The organism is Geodermatophilus sp. SYSU D00705 (assembly GCF_054050135.1).
In genome coordinates, this window is the sequence record NZ_JBJGYT010000006.1 from 71,413 (window position 1) to 91,515 (window position 20,103).

At 74.8% G+C, this 20,103-nt stretch carries 22 protein-coding genes; 5 read left to right on the top strand and 17 right to left on the bottom strand.

Translation table 11 applies throughout. The features are described 5' to 3' along the window. Positions 1-14: 14 nt before the first annotated feature. From dusB to era, 6 genes are all read right to left on the bottom strand, one after another. Positions 15-1,172, bottom strand: a complete 1,158-nt coding sequence (gene dusB / locus ACI78Q_RS06895; protein WP_456922582.1) for a tRNA dihydrouridine synthase DusB — start codon at positions 1,170-1,172, stop codon at positions 15-17. Between the two features lie 139 nt (positions 1,173-1,311). Continuing rightward, complete coding sequence (locus ACI78Q_RS06900; RefSeq protein ID WP_456922583.1) at positions 1,312-2,715, bottom strand: glycine--tRNA ligase; 1,404 nt, start codon at positions 2,713-2,715, stop codon at positions 1,312-1,314. A 144-nt stretch (positions 2,716-2,859) separates the two neighbouring features. After that, the gene (locus tag ACI78Q_RS06905) at positions 2,860-3,156 is read right to left on the bottom strand and encodes an antibiotic biosynthesis monooxygenase family protein (protein WP_456922584.1); all 297 of its coding nucleotides are present in this window, start codon (positions 3,154-3,156) and stop codon (positions 2,860-2,862) included. 65 nt (positions 3,157-3,221) lie between these two features. Next, positions 3,222-3,986 (bottom strand): isoprenyl transferase, encoded by a 765-nt coding sequence (locus tag ACI78Q_RS06910; RefSeq protein ID WP_456922585.1) that lies wholly within the window; start codon positions 3,984-3,986, stop codon positions 3,222-3,224. Beyond that, positions 3,976-4,761: a DNA repair protein RecO gene (recO, locus tag ACI78Q_RS06915; RefSeq protein ID WP_456922586.1), complete on the bottom strand. Its 786-nt coding sequence runs from the start codon at positions 4,759-4,761 to the stop codon at positions 3,976-3,978. The genes ACI78Q_RS06910 and recO overlap by 11 nt, the downstream gene beginning before the upstream one ends. Positions 4,762-4,764: 3 nt before the next feature. Next, on the bottom strand, positions 4,765-5,679 hold the full coding sequence (gene era, locus ACI78Q_RS06920; protein WP_456922587.1) for a GTPase Era: 915 nt from the start codon (positions 5,677-5,679) through the stop codon (positions 4,765-4,767). Between the two features lie 83 nt (positions 5,680-5,762). Here era and ACI78Q_RS06925 point away from each other — a divergent pair, with 83 nt between their 5' ends. Further along, positions 5,763-6,353 (top strand): hypothetical protein, encoded by a 591-nt coding sequence (locus ACI78Q_RS06925; RefSeq protein ID WP_456922588.1) that lies wholly within the window; start codon positions 5,763-5,765, stop codon positions 6,351-6,353. 107 nt (positions 6,354-6,460) lie between these two features. Here the strand turns inward: ACI78Q_RS06925 and ACI78Q_RS06930 are convergent, their stop codons facing one another. The 6 genes from ACI78Q_RS06930 to ACI78Q_RS06955 all read right to left on the bottom strand — a co-directional run bounded on the left by ACI78Q_RS06930 (position 6,461) and on the right by ACI78Q_RS06955 (position 11,126). Next, positions 6,461-6,793 carry a cytidine deaminase gene (locus ACI78Q_RS06930; RefSeq protein WP_456922589.1) on the bottom strand — a complete coding sequence of 111 codons (333 nt, stop codon included), beginning with the start codon at positions 6,791-6,793 and terminating at the stop codon, positions 6,461-6,463. Between the two features lie 6 nt (positions 6,794-6,799). Further along, positions 6,800-8,140, bottom strand: a complete 1,341-nt coding sequence (locus ACI78Q_RS06935; protein ID WP_456922590.1) for a hemolysin family protein — start codon at positions 8,138-8,140, stop codon at positions 6,800-6,802. Continuing rightward, a complete protein-coding gene (ybeY, locus tag ACI78Q_RS06940) occupies positions 8,137-8,640 on the bottom strand; it encodes an rRNA maturation RNase YbeY (RefSeq protein WP_456922591.1) in 504 nt (167 codons plus the stop codon). The genes ACI78Q_RS06935 and ybeY overlap by 4 nt, the downstream gene beginning before the upstream one ends. Positions 8,641-8,645: 5 nt before the next feature. Then, on the bottom strand, positions 8,646-9,800 hold the full coding sequence (locus ACI78Q_RS06945; protein WP_456922592.1) for a PhoH family protein: 1,155 nt from the start codon (positions 9,798-9,800) through the stop codon (positions 8,646-8,648). A gap of 91 nt (positions 9,801-9,891) precedes the next feature. After that, positions 9,892-10,704, bottom strand: a complete 813-nt coding sequence (locus ACI78Q_RS06950; protein ID WP_456922593.1) for an enoyl-CoA hydratase/isomerase family protein — start codon at positions 10,702-10,704, stop codon at positions 9,892-9,894. A 65-nt stretch (positions 10,705-10,769) separates the two neighbouring features. Further along, the gene (locus ACI78Q_RS06955; RefSeq protein WP_456922594.1) at positions 10,770-11,126 is read right to left on the bottom strand and encodes an HIT domain-containing protein; all 357 of its coding nucleotides are present in this window, start codon (positions 11,124-11,126) and stop codon (positions 10,770-10,772) included. A 110-nt stretch (positions 11,127-11,236) separates the two neighbouring features. Between ACI78Q_RS06955 and ACI78Q_RS06960 the strand changes: the two genes are divergently transcribed. From ACI78Q_RS06960 to ACI78Q_RS06970, 3 genes are read left to right on the top strand one after another with little or no spacing between them, the layout of a single operon-like run. Further along, positions 11,237-12,205 carry a putative selenate ABC transporter substrate-binding protein gene (locus ACI78Q_RS06960; protein WP_456922595.1) on the top strand — a complete coding sequence of 323 codons (969 nt, stop codon included), beginning with the start codon at positions 11,237-11,239 and terminating at the stop codon, positions 12,203-12,205. Positions 12,206-12,234: 29 nt separating this feature from the next. Continuing rightward, positions 12,235-12,939 carry a phosphonate ABC transporter ATP-binding protein gene (locus tag ACI78Q_RS06965; protein WP_456922596.1) on the top strand — a complete coding sequence of 235 codons (705 nt, stop codon included), beginning with the start codon at positions 12,235-12,237 and terminating at the stop codon, positions 12,937-12,939. After that, entirely contained in the window at positions 12,936-14,549 is a 1,614-nt protein-coding gene (locus ACI78Q_RS06970; RefSeq protein WP_456922597.1) for a PhnE/PtxC family ABC transporter permease, read from the top strand. The genes ACI78Q_RS06965 and ACI78Q_RS06970 overlap by 4 nt, the downstream gene beginning before the upstream one ends. A gap of 102 nt (positions 14,550-14,651) precedes the next feature. Here the strand turns inward: ACI78Q_RS06970 and ACI78Q_RS06975 are convergent, their stop codons facing one another. From ACI78Q_RS06975 to hrcA, 3 genes are all read right to left on the bottom strand, one after another. Beyond that, complete coding sequence (locus ACI78Q_RS06975) at positions 14,652-15,416, bottom strand: 16S rRNA (uracil(1498)-N(3))-methyltransferase (protein ID WP_456922598.1); 765 nt, start codon at positions 15,414-15,416, stop codon at positions 14,652-14,654. 73 nt (positions 15,417-15,489) lie between these two features. Beyond that, entirely contained in the window at positions 15,490-16,623 is a 1,134-nt protein-coding gene (gene dnaJ, locus ACI78Q_RS06980) for a molecular chaperone DnaJ (RefSeq protein ID WP_456922599.1), read from the bottom strand. Positions 16,624-16,638: 15 nt separating this feature from the next. Continuing rightward, on the bottom strand, positions 16,639-17,661 hold the full coding sequence (gene hrcA / locus ACI78Q_RS06985; protein ID WP_456922600.1) for a heat-inducible transcriptional repressor HrcA: 1,023 nt from the start codon (positions 17,659-17,661) through the stop codon (positions 16,639-16,641). 264 nt (positions 17,662-17,925) lie between these two features. On the opposite strand from hrcA, the gene ACI78Q_RS06990 reads away from it, so the two are divergent. Further along, a complete protein-coding gene (locus ACI78Q_RS06990) occupies positions 17,926-18,297 on the top strand; it encodes a type II toxin-antitoxin system VapB family antitoxin (RefSeq protein WP_456922705.1) in 372 nt (123 codons plus the stop codon). Positions 18,298-18,376: 79 nt separating this feature from the next. Here ACI78Q_RS06990 and ACI78Q_RS06995 read toward each other — a convergent pair whose 3' ends face one another. Both ACI78Q_RS06995 and ACI78Q_RS07000 read right to left on the bottom strand, forming a co-directional pair. After that, the gene (locus ACI78Q_RS06995) at positions 18,377-18,982 is read right to left on the bottom strand and encodes a response regulator (protein ID WP_456922601.1); all 606 of its coding nucleotides are present in this window, start codon (positions 18,980-18,982) and stop codon (positions 18,377-18,379) included. Next, positions 18,979-20,088 carry a sensor histidine kinase gene (locus ACI78Q_RS07000; protein ID WP_456922602.1) on the bottom strand — a complete coding sequence of 370 codons (1,110 nt, stop codon included), beginning with the start codon at positions 20,086-20,088 and terminating at the stop codon, positions 18,979-18,981. The genes ACI78Q_RS06995 and ACI78Q_RS07000 overlap by 4 nt, the downstream gene beginning before the upstream one ends. Positions 20,089-20,103: the final 15 nt, after the last annotated feature.

Below are 20,103 nucleotides of genomic sequence, written 5' to 3' on the forward strand. Positions count from 1 at the left end.
CGTTCTCGCGGCACTCATCCGCCACTCACCATCAGCTCGGCCCCGGCCGGCGGCCGGGGGTCGTCACGGTCGGCCAGCCAGCCCTCGGGCAGCGCCACCGGACGCGGCGGGCTGGTCCGCCCGCGCGGCCCGCCGAGGACGGCGGTCGGGTACGGCTGCTCGGGGATGCCGGCGAGCAGCTCGGCGAGCTCGTCCAGGGAGCTGACCATCGCCAGCGAGCGCCGGACGTCCGACCCGACGGAGAAGCCCTTGAGGTACCAGGCGACGTGCTTGCGGAAGTCGGTGCAGCCGTGCAGCTCGCCCTGCTCCTCCGACAGCAGGGTGGCGTGCCGGTGCATCACGGCGGCGACCTCGCGCAGGGTCGGCAGCGCCCGCTGCGCCCGCCCGGCGAAGGCCGCCGCGAGGTCGCCGAACAGCCACGGGCGACCCAGGCAGCCCCGCCCGATGACGACGCCCGCGCAGCCGGTCTCGGCCACCATGCGCAGGGCGTCGTCGGCCTCCCAGATGTCGCCGTTGCCCAGCACCGGGATGTCGACGGTCTCCACCAGCCGGGCGATGGGCGCCCAGTCGGCGGTGCCGCTGTAGAGCTGGTCGGCGGTGCGCCCGTGCAGCGTGATCGCCGCGGCGCCCTCGTCCTGCGCGATGCGGCCGGCGTCGAGGTAGGTGACGTGGTCGGCGTCGATGCCGATGCGGGTCTTGACGGTGACCGGCACGTCGCGGGCGGCGGTGACCGCGGCCCGGACGATGTCGCGGAAGAGCACCCGCCGCCACGGCAGCGCCGACCCGCCGCCCTTGCGGGTCACCTTGGGCACGGGGCAGCCGAAGTTCAGGTCGACGTGCGCCGGGCGGGTGCCGGCCACGCCCTCGTCGACGAGCATCTCGACGGCGCGGCCCACGGTCGCGGGGTCGACGCCGTAGAGCTGGACGGAGAACGCGTCCTTCTCGTCGGGGGTGGCGCGCACCATCTGCAGCGTCTTCTCGTTGCGCTCCACCAGCGCCCGCGTGGTGATCATCTCGCAGACGTAGAGGCCGGCGCCGAACTCGCGGCACAGCGTGCGGAACGCCGGGTTGGTGATGCCGGCCATCGGCGCGAGCACCACCGCGGGGTCGACGGTGAGCGCGCCCAGGCGCAGCGGCGCGGTGGCCGTCGCCGGCTCGAGCGTGCTGGTCACGTCTCCCAGGGTAGGCGGCGGGCCGGGGTGTCCCACGCCACCGGTCGCGGCGCGGCACCGGCACGAGCGGGTGCGCTGCCGCCCGGTTCCGAGGGCGGGAACCGGGCGGCAGCGCACCCACTCAGGGCGGTCGGACCGCTCAGCAGACCGGCAGCTTGGCCTTGAGGTAGCTCTCCACCTGGCCGAGGGCGATCCGCTCCTGGCTCATCGAGTCCCGCTCGCGCACGGTCACCGCGTCGTCCTCGAGGGTGTCGAAGTCGACGGTGAGGCAGAACGGCGTCCCGATCTCGTCCTGGCGGCGGTAGCGGCGGCCGATCGCGCCGGCGTCGTCGAAGTCGACGTTCCAGCTCGCCCGCAGCGTCGCGGCGAGGTCGCGGGCCTTGGGCGAGAGGTCGGCGTTGCGCGACAGCGGCAGGACGGCGGCCTTCACCGGCGCCAGCCGCGGGTCCAGCCGCAGGACGGTGCGGGTGTCGACGCCGCCCTTGGCGTTGGGCGCCTCGTCCTCGGTGTAGGCCTCGATGAGGAAGGCCATGAGCGAGCGGGTGAGACCGGCCGCGGGCTCGATGACGTACGGCGTCCAGCGGGTGTTGGTGCCCTGGTCGAAGTAGGTGAGGTCGGCGCCGGAGTGCTCCGAGTGCGTCTTCAGGTCGAAGTCGGTGCGGTTGGCGATGCCCTCCAGCTCACCCCACTCCGAGCCCTGGAAACCGAAGCGGTACTCGATGTCGACGGTGCGCGTCGAGTAGTGGGAGAGCTTCTCCTTGGGGTGCTCGAAGTGCCGCAGGTTCTCCGGGGCGATGCCCAGGTCGGTGTACCAGCGGGTGCGCTCGTCGATCCAGTACTGGTGCCACTTCTCGTCGGTGCCGGGCTCGACGAAGAACTCCATCTCCATCTGCTCGAACTCGCGGGTGCGGAAGATGAAGTTGCCCGGGGTGATCTCGTTGCGGAAGGACTTGCCGATCTGCCCGATGCCGAACGGCGGCTTCTTGCGCGCGGCGCCCATGACGTTGGCGAAGTTCACGAAGATGCCCTGGGCGGTCTCCGGGCGCAGGTAGTGCAGGCCGGACTCGTCCTCCACCGGGCCGAGGTAGGTCTTGAGCATCATGTTGAAGTCGCGCGGCTCGGTCCACGCGCCCTTCGTGCCGCAGTTCGGGCAGGAGATGTCGGCCAGGCCGTTCTCCGGCAGCCGCCCCTTGCGCACCTCGAACTCCTCCTCGAGGTGGTCGGCGCGGAACCGCTTGTGGCAGCTCTGGCACTCGGTCAGCGGGTCGGTGAAGACGCCGACGTGACCGGAGGCCACCCACGTCTGGCGGGGCAGGATCACCGAGGAGTCCAGGCCGACGATGTCGTCCCGGCTCTGGACGACGGTGCGCCACCACTGCTTCTTGATGTTCTCCTTGAGCTCGACGCCCAGGGGCCCGTAGTCCCAGGCGGAGCGGGTGCCGCCGTAGATCTCGCCCGACGGGAACACGAAGCCCCGTCGCTTGCAGAGGTTGACCACCTTGTCGAGGCGGGCGGGGTCGTGCTTGGCGGTGCTGTCGCTCACGGCGAGAGGCTCCATCCGGCTGGCGGTCGGCGGGTTGACCCGTCCACGGTAGTTGCCGCCCTGCACCGCCCCGCGCGGCAGTGCTGCAGGGATGCTCGCGCTCTGCCCATCAGGGTGGGCAGAGCGCGAGCATCCGCGGAGCCCTCAGGCCTCGCGGCCGGCGTCCTCGCCCGGCAGGTAGACCCCGGGCTCGTCGATCGCGTGCACCCACACCGGCGCGCCGGCGATCTTCACCTCGGCGGCGGAGAGCGCGCGGCGGTAGGCACCGACGCCGTCCCAGCGGGTGACCAGGGCCCACAGCGCCGGGTCGTCGGCGCAGCGGCCGAGCTCCCCGTCGCGGAAGCCGGGGCGCGCGGCGAAGGCGGCCAGCAGGGCACCGACGTCAGCGGTCAGGGCGGCGCCGTCCCCCTCCGACACCTGCAGCCGGGTCACCGCGAACACCAGGACTCCCCTCGTCCGGACCGGAGCGCCGATGGTCGCAGACGGCGACCGGACCGCGGCCTGCCTCAGGCGCTGCCGAAGCGGCGCTGCCGCGACGCGTACTCCTCGCAGGCCGCCCACAGGTGCCGCCGGTCGAAGTCCGGCCACAGGGTGTCGAGGAAGACGAACTCCGCGTAGGCCGACTGCCACAGCAGGAAGTTGCTGGTGCGGTTCTCCCCCGAGCTGCGGACGAACAGGTCGACGTCGGTCATGTCCGGCTCGTCGAGGAACCGGGCGACGGTCTTCTCGTCGACCTTGTCCGGGTCCAGCCGGCCGGCGGCGGCCTCCCGGGCGATCGCCGCGGCGGCGTCGGCGATCTCCGCGCGTCCACCGTAGTTGACGCACATGGTCAGCGTCAGGACGTCGTTGTCCTGGGTGAGCTCCTCGGCGATCTCGAGCTCCTTGATGACGCTGCGCCACAGCCGGGGACGACGCCCGGCCCAGCGCACCCGCACGCCGAGCTCGTGCATCTCGTCGCGGCGGCGGCGGATCACGTCGCGGTTGAAGCCCATGAGGAAGCGGACCTCCTCCGGGCTGCGCCGCCAGTTCTCGGTGGAGAAGGCGTAGGCGCTGATCGCGGTGATGCCGAGCTCGATCGCGCCCTCGACGCAGTCGAACAGCGAGGACTCCCCCGCCTCGTGCCCGGCGGTGCGGGGCAGGCCCCGCTGTTTGGCCCACCGGCCGTTGCCGTCCATGACGATCGCGACGTGGCCGGGCACCTTGTCGGCCGGGATCTGCGGCGGCCGGGCCCCGGAGGGGTGCGGGTTCGGGGCCTTCACCTCACGCCTCACGCAGCAGACCCACTTCCCGGGGCGTCGACTCGGACCGGTCCACCAGCGGCAGGGAGCGCAGGCCCCGCTCCAGGTGCCACTGCAGCAGCGCGGCGACCAGGCCGCTGCCCTCCCGCCGGGTGGGGCCCTGGCTGGCCTCGGCGGCGTCCCAGTCGCCGGTCAGCAGCGCCTCGAGCAGCTCGATGGTGACCGGGTTGGGCATCGCCGAGCCGGCCGGGCGGCAGGGCGGGCAGACCGTGCCGCCGGCCGGCACCGAGAAGTGCCGGTGCGGCCCCTCCTCGCCGCAGCGGGCGCAGCCGGTCAGCGCCGGCTCCCACCCGGCCACCGACATGGCCCGCAGCAGGAAGGCGTCGAGCACCAGCCCGGCGGGGTGGGTGTGCTCGGCCAGCGACCGGAGCGCGCCGATGACGAGGAGGAACAGCCGCAGCGACGGCTCCTTCTCCTCCGCGGTCAGCCGGTCGGCGGTCTCGAGCACGGCGGTGCCGGCGGTGTAGGCGGAGTAGTTCCGGGCGATCGGCTGACCGTAGGACCGGATCGTCTCGGCCTGGCTGACGATGTCGAGGTTCCGGCCGGTGTAGAGCTGCAGGTCCACGTGGGTGAACGGCTCCAGCCGGGCACCGAACTTGCTCTTGGTGCGGCGCACGCCCTTGGCCACCGCGCGCACCTTGCCGTGCCGGCGGGTGAGCACCGTGACGATGCGGTCGGCCTCACCCAGCTTCTGGGTGCGCAGGACGACGCCCTCGTCGCGGTAGAGCGCCTTCGGCGTGGTGGACATCGGTCAGTACCCGAGCCGGTTGAGCTTCTTGGGGTCGTCCTGCCACTCGCCCAGCACCGTGACGTGCAGGTCCAGGTGCACCCGCGCGCCGAGCAGCGTCTCCATGCCCTGGCGGGCCTCGGTGCCGATCGCCTTGATGATCTCCCCGCCGCGGCCGAGCAGCATCGGCTTCTGGCTCGGGCGCTCGCAGTGCAGCAGCGCGTGCACCTCGACCAGCTCGCCGCCGGGCCGCCGGGGGTCCGGACGGCGGGTCATCTCCTCCACGGTGACGGCGAGGGAGTGCGGCACCTCCTGGCGCACCTTCTCCAGCGCGGCCTCGCGCACCAGCTCGGCGACCTGCCGCTCGACGTCCTCGTCGGTGGTCTGCTCCTCCGGGTACAGCGGCGGCCCCTCGGGCAGCAGCCCGACGAGGAGGTCCTCCAGCAGCTCGACCTGGTCGCCGGCCACCGCGCTCACCGGCACGACCTCGGCGGCCTCGACCAGCGCGCTGGCGGCCACGAGCTGCTCGGCGATCTGCTTCTTGCTCGCCGCGTCGGTCTTGGTGACCACCACGACGACCGGCGCCTTCACCTCGCGCAGCTGGCGGGCGATGAACCGGTCGCCGGTGCCGACGGGCTGGTCGGCCGGCACGCAGAACACGACGACGTCGACCTCGGACAGGGTGTCGCGGACGACGTCGTTGAGCCGGCGGCCGAGCAGGCTCTTGGGCTTGTGCAGGCCGGGGGTGTCGACCAGCACCAGCTGCCCACCCGGGCGGTGGACGACGCCGCGGATCGCGTGCCGGGTGGTCTGGGGGCGGTTGCTGACGATGCCGACCTTCTCGCCGACCAGCGCGTTGGTGAGCGTGGTCTTGCCGGCGTTGGGGCGGCCCACCAGACAGGCGAAGCCGCTGCGGTACGGCTGGTCCGGTGCGCTCACGCCGTCCAGTCTCCCACCGGGGCCCGACACCCCCGCACACCTCCGCCGGACACCCGCCGGGACCGGCCAGGGAGGATCGGGGCATGGCTGGTCGGAGGCGGCGGGAGCAGGACGAGACCCTGGCGGTGCGGGCGCTGCGGGAGCAGGAGCGGCACGCGGTCCAGGTCGCGGCGTACGGCTTCTTCCCCGCCCGCGGTCCCCGGCGGTCGGCCACGGTCACCCCGGCGCCGCTGCACTACTGGCAGTACGACCCGCCCCGGCCCTGGCTGCTGGTCACCGCGGCGCTGTTCGTCGCCGCCTGGCTGGCCCTGTTCGCCTGGACCGGCGGGACGTCGGCGGTGCTCGGCGAGCTGCCGCTGGCGCTGCTGCTGGGCCTCGCGGTGGTCGTGCTGTCCACGGCCCGGCTGACGGTCTCGGACTCCGGGCTCTCCTTCGACATCGCCGGGCTGCGGCGGACGTCGTCCCTGCACGTGGTGCCCCGCAGCCTGGTGCGGGAGGTCCGCCGCGGCGCCCCGCCCGCGGGCTGGCCCAAGGCGCGCTCGCGGGGCGGCTGGTGGCCCGGGCGGACGCGGGTCGCCGTCCGGCACCTGGCGACCGACGGCGAGAAGGCGTTCACCGTGTGGGTCCGCGACCCCGCGGCGTTCGCCGACGCCCTCGGGGTGCCGCTGCGGTGACCGGGGCGGGTGTGTCCGTGCGGATGGACCCGCTCGTCCGGCGACCCCCGGCCCCGTCCCGGGTCCCGCCCTGAGCCGGCGAAGGGTGGGGAGGACGGGGTCCTTTCTCAGACGGTGGCGCGGACGGCGCCGTCGGGGCCGGCCAGGAACACCGGCGCGGACGGCGTGAGGTCGCGCACCGCGGCCAGCCCCGCCTCCTCGACCGCGTCGGCGCCGGACACGATCGCGGCGGCCTCGAGCCCCTCGACCCCGCTGGACACCGCGGCGGCGACGGCGGCCTGCAGCGCCGACAGCGCCAGCGACGGCAGCGCGACCGAGGCGGCCACGTAGGTGCGGCCGTCGGTGTCACGCACGGCCGCTCCCTCGGGCGCGCCGGTGCGGCCGCGGGCCGAGCGGGCGAGGGTGACGAGCTTGGCGTCCTCGGGCTGCAGGTCGGTCACGACGGGTCAGCTTTCCACGGCCGCCGGCACGTCCGCCCGGGTGGCCCCCGCCTCCGGGGTGTCCCCGGTGTCGGGCTCGGTCGCGCGGCAGACCAGCAGGGTGTCGATCCGGTTCCGGCGGCCCCCGGTGCTCTCGGCGACCAGCCGCAGCCCGGCGACCTCCGCGGCCGACCCCTCGATCGGCACCAGGCCCAGCTCCCGGGCGAGCAGCCCGCCGACGGTCTCGACGTCGTCGTCCTCGGGCAGCTCGACGTCGAACAGCTCGGCGAGGTCGCCGACCGGCAGCCGGGCGGTGATCCGGACCGAGCCGTCGTCCAGGTGCTCGACCGGCGGCCGCTGCACGGCGTCGTGCTCGTCGGCGATCTCGCCGACGATCTCCTCGAGGATGTCCTCGATGGTGACCAGCCCGGCGAAGCCGCCGTACTCGTCGACCACGATCGCGATGTGGATGCGCTGGGCCTGCATGTCCCGGAGCAGCTCGTCGACCGGCTTGGACTCCGGCACGAACGTCGGCGGGCGCATGAGCTCCTCGACGCGCGGGCCGTTCTTCGGGTCGTGCACGCCCTGGGCCCGGCGGACGAGGTCCTTGAGGTAGACCACGCCGACCACGTCGTCGACGTTCTCGCCGATGACCGGCAGCCGGCTGAACCCGCTGCGCAGGGCCAGCGCGAGGGCCTGGCGGACGGTCTTGCTGCGCTCGATCCAGACGACGTCGGTGCGCGGCACCATGACCTCGCGGGCGATCGTGTCGCCCAGTTCGAAGACCGAGTGGATCATGTTCCGCTCGCCGGACTCGACGACGCCCCGTTCCTCGGCCATGTCGACCAGCTCGCGCAGCTCGACCTCGGAGGAGAACGGCCCGTCGCGGTAGCCGCGGCCGGGCGTGATCATGTTGCCGACGAGGATCAGCAGCGTCGCGACCGGTCCCAGCAGCCGCCCGAGCAGCCGGACGACGCCGGCGGTGCGCAGCGCGAAGCCGTACGCGTGCTGGCGTCCCAGCGTGCGCGGGCCGACACCGACCAGCACGTAGCTGACGACGGTCATGACGCCGGCCGCGGTGAGCACCGTCTGCCAGCCGCCGCCCCACATCCGGTACAGCACGACGGTGCCCACGACGGCGGCGACCATCTCGCAGGCGATCCGCAGCAGCAGGAGCAGGGAGACGTGCCGCGCCCGCTCGGTGACGACGTCCTCGAGGACCGCCGCCCGCTTGACCCCGTCGCGCCGCATCTCCTCGACGCGGGCGCGGGACACGCGCTGGAGGGCGGCGTCCATCGCGCCGAAGACGCCGGCGAGCGGGATGAGGCAGACGGCGATCACCAGGAGGGTGATCTCGCCGGAGCTCATCGGGGGCCCGGCCCCCCGTCGACGGCCTCACCGGTCATCGGCGCCCGCGGGGCCGAACGCCAGCCCTCGAGCAGGGAGGACTGCAGGCCGAACATCTCCTTCTCCTCCTCGGGCTCCATGTGGTCGTAGCCGAGCAGGTGCAGCACGCCGTGCGTGGCGAGCAGGAGGAGCTCGTCGTCCATCGTGTGCCCGGCCGCGCGGGCCTGGCGGATGGCGACCGACGGGCACAGCACCACGTCGCCGAGCAGCGCCGGGCCCGCTTCGGGCTCGTCGGGACGGCCGGTGTCCAGCTCGTCCATGGGGAAGGCGAGGACGTCGGTCGGGCCCTTCTCCCCCATCCAGCGCTCGTGCAGCGTGCTCATGTAGTCCGGGTCGACGCACAGCACCGACAGCTCGGCCATGGGGTTGACCCCCATCTCGGAGAGCACGTAGGTGCAGACCGCGGCGAGCGAGGACTCGTCGACGGCGATCTCGGACTCGTTGGCGACCTCGACGGGCACGGCGATCAGCTCCCCTGGCGGCGCGGCCGCGTGGGGCGCACCGGCGCCTGGCCGGTGGCCGGGCGGCTCTGCTGGTGGGCGGCGTCCCAGCGCTCGTAGGCGTCGACGATGTCGCCGACCAGGCGGTGGCGGACGACGTCGGAGCTGGTGAGGTTGGCGAAGTGGACGTCCTCGATGCCGTCGAGGATCTCGCGGACGATCTTCAGTCCGCTCTGCGCGCCGCCGGGCAGGTCCACCTGGGTGACGTCGCCGGTGACGACGATCTTGGAACCGAAGCCGAGCCGGGTGAGGAACATCTTCATCTGCTCGGCGGTGGTGTTCTGCGCCTCGTCGAGGATGACGAACGCGTCGTTGAGCGTGCGCCCGCGCATGTAGGCCAGCGGGGCGACCTCGATCGTGCCCGACTGCATCAGCCGCGGGATCGACTCCGGGTCGACCATGTCGTGCAGCGCGTCGTAGAGCGGCCGCAGGTAGGGGTCGATCTTCTCCGACAGGGTGCCGGGCAGGTAGCCCAGCCGCTCCCCGGCCTCGACCGCGGGGCGGGTGAGGATGATCCGGTTGACCTGTTTGGTCTGCAGCGCCTGCACGGCCTTGGCCATGGCCAGGTAGGTCTTGCCGGTGCCGGCCGGGCCGATGCCGAAGACGACGGTGTGCGCGTCGATCGCGTCCACGTAGCGCTTCTGGTTCAGCGTCTTGGGCCGGATCGTGCGCCCGCGGCGGCTGATGATGTCCAGGCTGAGCACGTCGGCCGGGCGCTCGGCGCCACCGGCGCGCAGCATGCCGATGACCCGGCGCACCGAGTCCGGCCGCAGCGTCTGACCGGTGCCGAGCAGCGCGATCAGCTCGTCGAAGACGGCTACGGCGAAGGCGTTGTCGGCCGGCTGGCCGGTCACGGCGATCTCGTTGCCGCGCACGTGGACGTCGGTGTCGACCTCGTCCTCGACCAGCCGGAGCAGCTCGTCGGCGGACCCCAGCAGGGCGACCATGGGAACGGAGTCGGGGACGGTGATCGTCGTCCGCACCGCCGCGGGGACGCCCGCGAGGCCGGTGGCGGACTGGGCGGGCGTACCGAGATGGCCGTCCGCCGCTGCGGCCTGTGCCGAGGCCTCACGGGACGTGAGGGCGCCGGGCACGGGGACGTTCGGGGAGGAGTCGGGCAAGAACCCTCGACCCTGCCTTCCTGCGGGAGGGGGTGCGGACGCGTCGAGTCTACCCGCGCGGCACCCCCCGAACCGCCGTCCGAGGCGCAGGTCACCGGCCCGAGTAGGTGGCCTTCCCCGGTCCGTCGGCGAGGAAGGAGCGCACCGCACCGCGCAGGTCCTCGGTACCGAACAGCGGCCCGGAGACCTCGGGGACCAGGTCGTCGGCGGCGCGCGCGCCCTGCCGGACGGCGGTGGCCACCAGCGTCTTGGTGGCCGCGTGCGCGACCGTCGGGCCCGAGGCGACCAGCCGGGCGTACGCGCGGGCGGCCTCGGCGAACCCGTCGTCGGGGAGCACGCGGTTGACCACGCCCCACCGTTCGAGCACCGCGGCCGGGTAGCGCTCGCCGGTGAAGACCAGCTCCTTGGCGCGGGCCGGCCCGGCGCGCTCGGCCAGCCGCTGCGGCCCGCCCATCGACGGGGTCAGCCCGACGACGATCTCGACCAGCCCGAACGACGCGCGCTCCGCGGCGAGGAGCACGTCGCAGGCCAGCGCCAGCTCGAAGGCGGCGGTGAGGGTGAGCCCGTGCGCGGCGAACACCGTCGGCACCGGGAGGTCCTCGAACGCCTGGGCCACCCGCAGGAGGCGGCGCCAGAGCTCGGCGCCCCGCTCGGTGGGCTCCGGCCCCTCGGCGATGTCGCGGAAGAAGGTCACGTCGACGCCGCCGGAGACGACCTTGCCGCGGGCCTCGACGAGCACCGCGCGGGCCCGGCCGGGGTCGCCCGGGCCGGTGAGGGTGGCCAGCTCGCCGGCGACCCGCTCGACCGCGTCGAAGACCGGGGCGTCGAAGAGGTTCAGCGGCGGGTTGTCCAGGACGACGACCGCGACGTCGCCGTCCCGCTCGATGCGCACGGGCTCGGTCATGGCGCCACCCTGTCGCCGCCGGACCGGCGCGGCCACTCAGGGGGACGGCGCGGCCCGGCGGCTCGTCAGCCGGGCGGCCAGTTCATGTGCCGGCCGCCCAGCACGTGCAGGTGCACGTGGTGCACCGTCTGCCCGGCCGCCGGGCCGGTGTTGGTGACCACCCGGTAGCCGGGCTCGACGTCGTACTCGGTGGCCAGCCCCTCCTGCACCGCCACCGCGTGCGCGGCCCCGACGACCGCGGCCAGCAGGCCGGGATCGGCCGCGGCCAGCGCCGCCGCGGTCGGGTGGTGGTCCTTGGGGATCACGAGCACGTGCGTCGGCGCCTGCGGGTTGATGTCACGGAAGGCGAGCGTCCGGTCGGTCTCGTGCACGACCGTGGCCGGGACCTCGCCGGTGACCATGCGGCAGAAGAGGCATTCCACCTCCCGGACCTTAGGCGGCGGGGCACCAGCCGGGTGGGTGAGGATGACCGCGTCCCCGTCCCCACCTGGAGGTGTCCCGTGCCCGTCCCCCACCCCTGCTCGAGGACGTAGTGGGCGCCCGTCGCGTCGCCCGGTCGGGTGTCCTCGAGTCCCAGTCCGTCCTCCCCCCGCTCTCCCGCCGCTCCCTGCTGGCCGGCGCCGGCGTCGCCCTCGCCGCCGCGATCCCCGGCTGCGGCCGCTCCTCGCCGGTCGCGGCGTCCACCACGGACCCGGCCGGCCCCCTGCGCATCGGCGCCATCCCCGACCAGGACCCCGAGGTCCTCCAGCGCCTGTACGCCACCGTCGCCGACTCCGTGTCGGCCGCGCTGGACCTCGACGTGGAGTACCGCCCGGTCACCGACTACGGCGCGGCGGTCTCCCTCTTCCGCACCGGCGACCTCGACCTGGTCTGGTTCGGCGGGCTCACCGGCGTCCAGGCCCGGCTGCAGACCCCCGGCGCCGAGCCGGTCGCCCAGCGCGACATCGACGAGCGCTTCACCTCGGTGTTCGTCGTCAACGCCGGCACCGGGCTGGCCCCGTCGGACGACCTCCCCGCCCTGGCGCCGCTGCGGTTCACCTACGGCAGCGAGACCTCGACCTCCGGGCGGCTCATGCCGGCGTACTTCCTGCGCGAGGCCGGCGTCGACCCGCAGGGCTTCCCGGGCGGGCCCGGCTTCTCCGGCTCGCACGACGCCACCCTCGAGCTGGTCGCCTCGGGCAGCTACCAGGCCGGCGTGCTCAACGAGCAGGTCTGGGCGTCGCGGTCGCAGGAGGGCGCCGTCGACCCGGCCGTCGTCCTGTACACCGAGACGGCGCCGTACCACGACTACCACTGGCTGCTCGGCCCGCGGGTCGCCGAGCGGCTCGGCGCCGACGACCTCCGCGACCGGCTGACCGGTTACTTCACCGGTCTGTCGGCCGCCGACCCGGCCGACGCCGAGGTGCTGGAGCTGTTCGGCGCGGGCTCCTTCCTCCCGACCGAGGCCGCGAACTACGACCAGATCGAGGAGATCGGCCGCGACCTGGGGCTGGTCAGCTGACCGCCGTCCTGCGGCTCTCCGGCGTCGAGGTGCGGTACGGCGGGACGACGGCGCTGGCCGGGGTCGACCTCACGGTCGGCCCCGGCGAGCGGGTCGCCCTCGTCGGCGCCTCCGGCGCGGGGAAGTCGACGCTGCTGGGGCTGGCCAACGGGTCGGTGGCGCCGACGGCCGGCGAGGTCCGCGTGCTGGACGCCGACCCCGCCGCGCCCTCCGGCCGGCGGCTGCGTGCCCGGATCGGCACCGTGCACCAGCACCTGGAGCTGGTCGGGTCGCTGCGGGTGGTGCACAACGTCAACGCCGGGCGGCTGGGCCACTGGTCGGCGGCCCGGGCGGCGTGGTCGCTGCTGCGGCCGCAGGGCGTCGCCGACGTCGTGGCCGCGCTGGAGCGGGTGGGCCTGGCCGACCGCCTCTTCGAGCGCACCGACCGGCTCTCCGGCGGGCAGCGGCAGCGGGTGGCGATCGCCCGGCTGCTCGTGCAGCAGCCCGACATCGTCCTCGCCGACGAGCCGGCGTCCGCCCTCGACCCGGTGCTGGCCGACCAGGCACTGGCGCTCCTCGGCGAGCTGGCCCGGGCCCGCGGCGGCGCGCTGGTCGCCTCCTTGCACGACCCGGGGCTGGTGCTGCGGCACTGCGACCGGGTGGTGGGCCTGGCCGGCGGGCGGGTGGTCCTCGACCGGCCCACGGCGGCGCTCGGCCCCGCCGACCTCGCCGGCCTGTACGGCGCGCCGGCATGACGACCCTGCTCGACCGTCCGGTGCGGCCCGCCGTCCCCCGGTTGCGGCGGGACCGCCGGCGCTGGGCCTGGGCGCTCGGCTCGGCCGCGGTGCTGCTGTGGTCGCTGGCCGGCGCGGGGCTGTTCACCGGGGAGGTGGTCAACCCCGGCGGCGTGGCGCAGTTCGGCCGGTTCGCCGCGGCCGCCCTCTCCCCAGCCCTGGACGCGGAGTTCCTCGCCGTCCTGGCCACGTCGGCGCTGATCACCATCGCCTACGCCGCGCTGGGCACCGCGCTCGCGCTGGTCCTCGGCGCGGCCGGTGCGGTGCTCGTCTCCCGCACCACCTGGGGACGGCGCCGGCTGGGCTGGGCGCTGTCCCGCGGCGTCCTCGCCGTGCCCCGCGGCCTGCACGAGGCGGTGTGGGGCCTGCTCCTCGTCAACGTGCTGGGTCTGGACCCGTGGGTCGGCATCCTCGCGATCGGCATCCCCTACGGCGCGGTCACCGCCAAGGTCTTCGCCGACCTGGTCGACGAGGTGCCCCGCGGCGGCTGGTCCACCCTCCTGGCCGCGGGCGCCGGGCGGGCGTCGGCCGCGCTGTACGGGCTGCTGCCGCCGGCCGCGGGCGGGCTGCTCTCGTACTCCTTCTACCGGCTGGAGTGCGCGGTCCGCTCCGCCGTCGTCCTCGGCATGGTGGGCGCGGGTGGGCTGGGCTACCAGCTGACGCTGTCGTTCGCGTCCCTGCGGTGGGAGCAGGTGTGGTCCTGCGTCTACGCCCTGTCGCTGCTGTGCCTGGCCGCCGACGTCGCCGGGCGGGCGGTGCGGCGCCGGCTGGCCGCGCCGGCACCCGGCCCGCACCGGGACCCGCTGCTGACCGGCGCGGTCGCCGGCACGCTCCTGCTGGTCACCTGGTCGTGGTGGTACCTGGCCGTGTCGCCGGCGACGCTGGTGTCGGCGCGCACCGGCGAGCAGCTGGCGTACGTCCTCGGCGCGGCCTGGCCGCCGACGACCGACAGCGCGCTGCTGCAGACGGTCGCGGCGCTCGCCGTGGACACGGTGCAGATGTCGGTGATCGCCATCGCCGTCGCGACGCTCGGGGCGGTGCTGCTGGCGGGGGTGGCGGCCCGCCCGCGCCGCCGGCCGTCCCCGGTGCGGTGGGCCGCCGGCGCCGCCGTCCGGATCGGGCTGCTGCTCCTGCGGGCCGTGCCACCGCCGGTCTGGGCACTGGTGCTGCTGTTCGTGCTGCTCCCCGGGGTGCTGCCGGGTGCGCTGGCGCTGGGCGTCTACACCCTCGGCGTCCTGGGCCGGCTCGCCGCGGAGGCCACCGAGGAGCTCGACCCGCGGCCGCGGGCGGCCCTGGCGGCGCTCGGTGCGCGGCCGGTCGAGGCGTGGCTGTACGGGGTGCTGCCCGGCGCGGCGGGCCCGGTGCTGGCCTATGCCCTGTACCGGTGGGAGGTCGTCATCCGCGACACCGTGCTGGTCGGCCTGCTGGGTGCCGGCGGGCTGGGTGCGCTGCTGGCCTCGGAGGTGGCCACGTTCGACTGGGCCGCGGTCACCACCGTGCTCGCCGCGGTCGTCGTCCTGACCTTCCTGGTCGACCTGGTGAGCGACCGCGCCCGGCACGCGCTGCGCTGACCGCCGTCCCGTCGGCTGCCACGGAGGACACCTCGTGGTCTCCTGCCCCACGGTGTAGCGCGCGGTGGGCGACCACATGGTGCGGGAGGCGCCCCGCGGAGCTCAGGCCCAGCGGGTGCGGACCGACAGCGCCGCGAGCGTGGCCGCGCCCGCGGTGGAGGTGCGCAGCACCTCGGGGCCGAGCCGCACCGGCCGGGCGCCGGCGGCGCTGAGCGCGACGACCTCGCCGTCGGTGAGCCCGCCCTCCGGGCCGACGATGACCGCGATCGTGCCCTCGGCGGGCAGGTCGACCCGCGACAGCGGGTGCCGGGCCTGCTCGTGCAGCACCAGCGAGAGGTCGGCGTCGGCCAGGGCGCCGCACACCTGCCGGGTCGTCATGACGTCGGTGACCTCGGGGACCCGCGGACGCCGGGACTGCTTGCTCGCCGCCCGCGCCGCAGCCCGCCACTTCGCCACGCCCTTGGCCGCGCGGTCCGCCCGCCAGCGGGTCACGCAGCGGGCGGCCGCCCAGGGGACGATCCGGTCGACGCCGAGCTCGGTGGCCAGCTCCACGGCCAGCGTCCCGCGCTCGCCCTTGGGCAGCGCCTGCACGAGCACCAACTGCAGCGCCGGCGGGGGCACCTCGTGCCGCGCCGACACCCGCACCCGCAGGCCCTCGGGCCCGGCGGCGGTGACCTCGCCGTCGACGACGGTGCCGCGGCCGTCCCCGACCCGCACCGACTCACCCGGCGTCAACCGCAGGACGTCGACGGCGTGCCGGCCCTCGGCGCCGTCGACCAGCACCTCCGCGGCGTCGGGCAGCTCGTCGAGCAGGAACAGCGGGCTGCCGTCGAGCTCGGGCACGCGGTCGTCGGTCGCGACCGTCACGAGACCTCCTCGCTGGCGCTCGTCGATCTCGTTCCGGGACGTGCTGTGCCCACTCGTGAGCTCGCGAGCTCGCTCACTTCAGCGCGTCCCGCAGTTTGGAGAACAGCCCACCCTGCCCCTCGGACGACGACGCCGGCCGGTCCTCCCCGCGCAGCGCCGCCAGCTCACGCAGCAGCTTCTCCTGCTCGGCGTCCAGGCGGGTCGGCGTCTCGACCTCGACGTGCACCATGAGGTTGCCGCGCCCGGTGGCCCGCAGCCGCGGGGCACCCTTGGCGCGGAGGGTGAGCACGCTGCCGGACTGCGTGCCGGGCCGGATGTCGACCTCCTCCTCGCCGTCGAGGGTCTCCAGCGTGAGGGTGGTGCCCAGGGCCGCGGCGGTCATCGGCAGGGTGACCCGGCAGTGCAGGTCCTCCCCGTCGCGGGTGAACACCGCGTGCGGGCGCTCGACGATCTCCACGTACAGGTCGCCGGCCGGACCGCCGCCGGGGCCGACCTCGCCGTGGCCGGTGAGCCGGATCCGCATGCCGTCCTCGACGCCGGCCGGGACCTTCACCGGGATGGTGCGCCGCGCGCGGACCCGACCGTCGCCGCCGCACTTGGGGCACGGCTCGGGGATGACCTGGCCGGTGCCGGCGCAGGTCGGGCAGGTGCGGGTGGAGACGACCTGGCCGAGGAAGGAGCGCTGCACGCTCTGCACCTCGCCGCGGCCCGAGCAGGTGGTGCAGGTGGTCGGGTGGGTGCCGGGCGCGGTGCCGGCCCCGGTGCAGGAGTCACAGAGGACGGCGGTGTCGACGGTGATGTCCCGGGTGGTGCCGAACACCGTCTCGTCGAGGTCCAGCTCGACCCGGATGAGGGCGTCGCCCCCGGCGCGCACCCGGCTGCGCGGGCCCCGCGACGACCCGCCGCCACCGAAGAAGGCGTCCATGATGTCGCCGAGGCCACCGAAGCCGGCCCCGCCGAAGGGGTTGCCCGCACCGGCGCCCGCGCCGTTGTCGAAGGGGTCACCGCCGAGGTCGACGATCCGGCGCTTCTCCGGGTCGGTCAGCGCCTGGTAGGCGCGGCTGACCTCCTGGAAACGCTCCTTGGCCCCCGGGTCGGGGTTGACGTCGGGGTGGAGGTCACGGGCCAGCCGGCGGTAGGCCTTCTTGATCTCGTTGTCGGAGGCCCCGCGGGTCAGCCCCAGGACGCCGTAGTAGTCGGTTGCCATCGAGAAGTCTCAGCCTCAGCTCTCGGCCAGGATCTGGCCGACGTAGCGGGCCACGGCGCGAACCGCGGCCATGTTCGTTGGGTAGTCCATCCGGGTGGGGCCGACGATGCCCAGGCCGCCGAGCGCGCGGTCGGCCGAGCCGTAGCCCACGGAGACCACCGACGCCCCGGTGAGGGCCTCGTGCGCGTTCTCCTCGCCGATGCGCACGAGCACCGCGCCGCCGGTGTCCACCTCACTGATCAACCGCAGGACGACCACCTGTTCTTCCAGGGCCTCCAGCAGCGGGCGCAGGCTGCCCGGGAAGTCGACCGCGGCGCGTGCCAGGTTCGCCGTCCCGCCGATCACCAGGCGGTCCTCCCCCGGCTCGACCAGCGTCTCGACCAGGGCCGCGCTGACCGACGCGACCAGCGGGCGCAGGTGCGGCGGCGCGGTGTCGAGCAGGTCGGGCACCTTGCCGCCGGCGTCGGCCAGCTTCGCCCCGCTGAAGGCGGAGTTCAGCAGCGCCCGCAGCTCGGCGACGTCGTCGTGGGCGACGTCGACCGGGCACTCGATCAGCCGCTGCTCGACCCGGCCGGTGTCGGTGATCAGCACCAGCAGCAGCCGGGAGCTGGCCACCTGCACCACCTCCAGGTGGCGCACCGCGCTGCGCGCCAGCGTCGGGTACTGGACGACGGCGACCTGGTGGGTCAGCTGCGCGAGCAGCCGCACCGTCCGATTGAGGACGTCGTGCAGGTCGAGGGCCCCGTCGAGGAAGCGCTCGATCGCCCGGCGCTCGGCCATCGACAGCGGCTTGACCGCCGACAGCCGGTCGACGAACAGCCGGTAGCCCTTGTCGGTGGGCACCCGGCCGGCGCTGGTGTGCGGCTGGGTGATGTAGCCCTGCTCCTCGAGCACGGCCATGTCGTTGCGGATGGTGGCCGGCGAGACGCCCAGGTCGTGCCGCTCGGCGAGCGCCTTGCTGCCCACCGGGTCGTTGGTCGAGACGAAGTCCTGGACGATGGCCCGCAGCACCTGCAGGCGGCGTTCGTCGTGCGCCACGGTGACACCTCCCCGTACCGGTCGACGCGTCGTACGACACCCTCGCGGAGGCACCTCGGGCGCTGCCGGCACCTGACACTCGGACGGCTGGCACTCGCGCGGACAGAGTGCCAGACGAGCATACTTCAAGGACCCCGTCCTCCTCACCGCTCGCAAGCTCGCGGCGAGCTTCTGGACGGGGCCGCCGGGTCGCGACGCGGGGGTCGATAGGCTCGACGGGCCGGCGTCCGCGCCGGCACGCGCAGAGCGGAGGTCGGTGCCCTGATCTTCAAAGCGGTCCGGAACGGCCGGCCCTATCCCGACCACGGTCTGTCGACGCGGGACTGGGCGATGATCCCGCCGCGGCAGATCCGGCTCGACACCCTCGTGACCACCAAGAGCGAGCTGGCGCTGGACACGCTGCTGGCCGACGACTCCACGTTCTACGGCGACCTGTTCCCGCACGCCGTCCAGTGGCAGGGCGAGCTCTACCTCGAGGACGGCCTGCACCGGGCGCTGCGGGCGGCGCTGCAGCAGCGCAACGTCATCCACGTGCGCGTCCTCGACCTCGACGCGCTGATGCCGTCACAGGTCGCCGGCCCCACCACCGCCGCGATCCAGGTCCAGCCGCCGGTCCCCGAGCGCCCCCGGGAGTAACACGGCCTCTCCTGCTCCCCTCGGGCCCCGTCCAGAGGCTCGCCCCGAGCCTGCGAGGGGTGAGGAGGACGGGGTCCTTCTACAGCCAGCCCTTCTCCTCCGCGACCCGGGCGGCCTCCACCCGGGTGCGGGCGCCGGTCTTGCCGATCGCCGAGGACAGGTAGTTGCGGACCGTCCCCTCGGAGAGGAACAGCCGGCGGGCGATGTCGGCGACCGTCGCGCCGTCGGCGGCCGCACGCAGGACGTCGGCCTCCCGGCCCGACAGCGGCGTCGCGCCCAGCGCCAGCGCGGCCGCGGCGAGGTCGCGGTCGATGACCCGCTCGCCCGCCACCACCGCCCGGATGGCGCGGGCCAGCTCGGCGACGGGGGCGTCCTTGACGAGGAACCCGGCGGCGCCGACCTCCATGGCCCGGCGCAGGAACCCGGGTCGGCCGAAGGTGGTGAGGACGACGGCCCGGCAGTCGGGCACCGCGTCCGCCAGCGCGCGGGCCGCCTCGATGCCGTCGCACCCGGGCATCTCGATGTCGAGCAGCGCGACGTCCGGCCGGTGCTCGCGGGCGGCGTCGACCACCAGGTCGCCGCGGCCGACCTCGGCCACGACCTCGATGTCCTCCTCCAGGTCCAGCAGCGCCCGCAGCGCCCCGCGGACCATCGTCTGGTCCTCGGCGACGAGCACCCGGATCACGCCGCGCCCACCCGCGCCGCGGCCGACACCCGCGCGCACAGCCGGAAGCCGCCCGCGGGGACGGGGCCGGCCTCCAGCCGGCCACCGAGCTGCGCCAGCCGCTCCTCCAGGCCGGCCAGGCCGGCACCGCTCCCGGCGGCCTCCCCGGCCGGACCGCGACCGTCGTCGGCGACCGTCAGCGCGACCTCCCCGTCGGTGACGGCGACGCCGACGGTCACCGTGCGCGCGCCGCTGTGCCGCAGCACGTTCGTGGTCGCCTCCCGGACCACCCAGCCGAGGACGGCGTCCACAGGCCCGGGCAGCGGGGGCGTCCCGGACGGCGTCCTCAGGGTGATGCCCGCGGCCGACAGCGCGGCCCGGGCCTCGGCGAGGGCGAGGGACAGGCCGACCTGGCGGTACCCGCTGACCGCCTCCCGCACCTCGGCCAGCGCCCGCCGGGCCGCGGTCTCCACGTCGGCCATCTCCGCGCGCGCCCGCGCCGGGTCCCGCTCGGCCAGCCGGCCGGCGAGCTCGCTCTTGAGCGCGATCAGCGACAGGCTGTGGCCGAGGAGGTCGTGCAGGTCGCGGGCGAAGCGCAGCCGCTCCTCGGCGACGGCCGAGCGCGCCAGCTCGTCGCGGGCCTCGACCAGCTCGGCGTTGACCGAGACCAGGTACCGGGTGCCCCGCAGCGCGAAGGCGGTGAGCACGCAGATCACCGGCAGGATCAACAGCTCGCCGAGCATGTCGTGGGCGGCGAGCACCGAGGCGCACACCGCTGCCGCCCCGCCGATCGCCGGCCACACGAACCGCTCGGGCAGCGCCGCGGCCGAGGCCGCCGACACGTAGATCATCAGCCCCGCCCAGGACGGCCCCAGCCAGACCGCCAGGGCCACCCCGAGGACGGCGACGACGAGCAGCTCCCGCCACGGCCAGGGGCGGTCCCCGCGGCCGAACGTCCGGCTGAACACGACGAGGTAGGCGGCGGTGAACGCCAGCAGCCCCGCCACCGCCACCACCCGGACGCCGACCGGGTGGTGGGTGGTGAACAGGTCGGCGAGCGGGAACACCTGGAACAGCAGCCAGGGCACCGCCCAGCCCATCCGCTGCCACGGGGTGCGGGGGTCCACGACCGTGGACGCTAA

Bases quoted from the DNA above. Each gene is read 5' to 3' on its own strand.
- recO (WP_456922586.1), bottom strand. From the start codon at position 4,761: ATGTCCACCACGCCGAAGGCGCTCTACCGCGACGAGGGCGTCGTCCTG.
- ACI78Q_RS06925 (WP_456922588.1), top strand. From the start codon at position 5,763: ATGGCTGGTCGGAGGCGGCGGGAGCAGGACGAGACCCTGGCGGTGCGG.
- ACI78Q_RS06935 (WP_456922590.1), bottom strand. From the start codon at position 8,140: ATGAGCTCCGGCGAGATCACCCTCCTGGTGATCGCCGTCTGCCTCATC.
- ACI78Q_RS06950 (WP_456922593.1), bottom strand. From the start codon at position 10,704: ATGACCGAGCCCGTGCGCATCGAGCGGGACGGCGACGTCGCGGTCGTC.
- ACI78Q_RS06970 (WP_456922597.1), top strand. From the start codon at position 12,936: ATGACGACCCTGCTCGACCGTCCGGTGCGGCCCGCCGTCCCCCGGTTG.
- dnaJ (WP_456922599.1), bottom strand. From the start codon at position 16,623: ATGGCAACCGACTACTACGGCGTCCTGGGGCTGACCCGCGGGGCCTCC.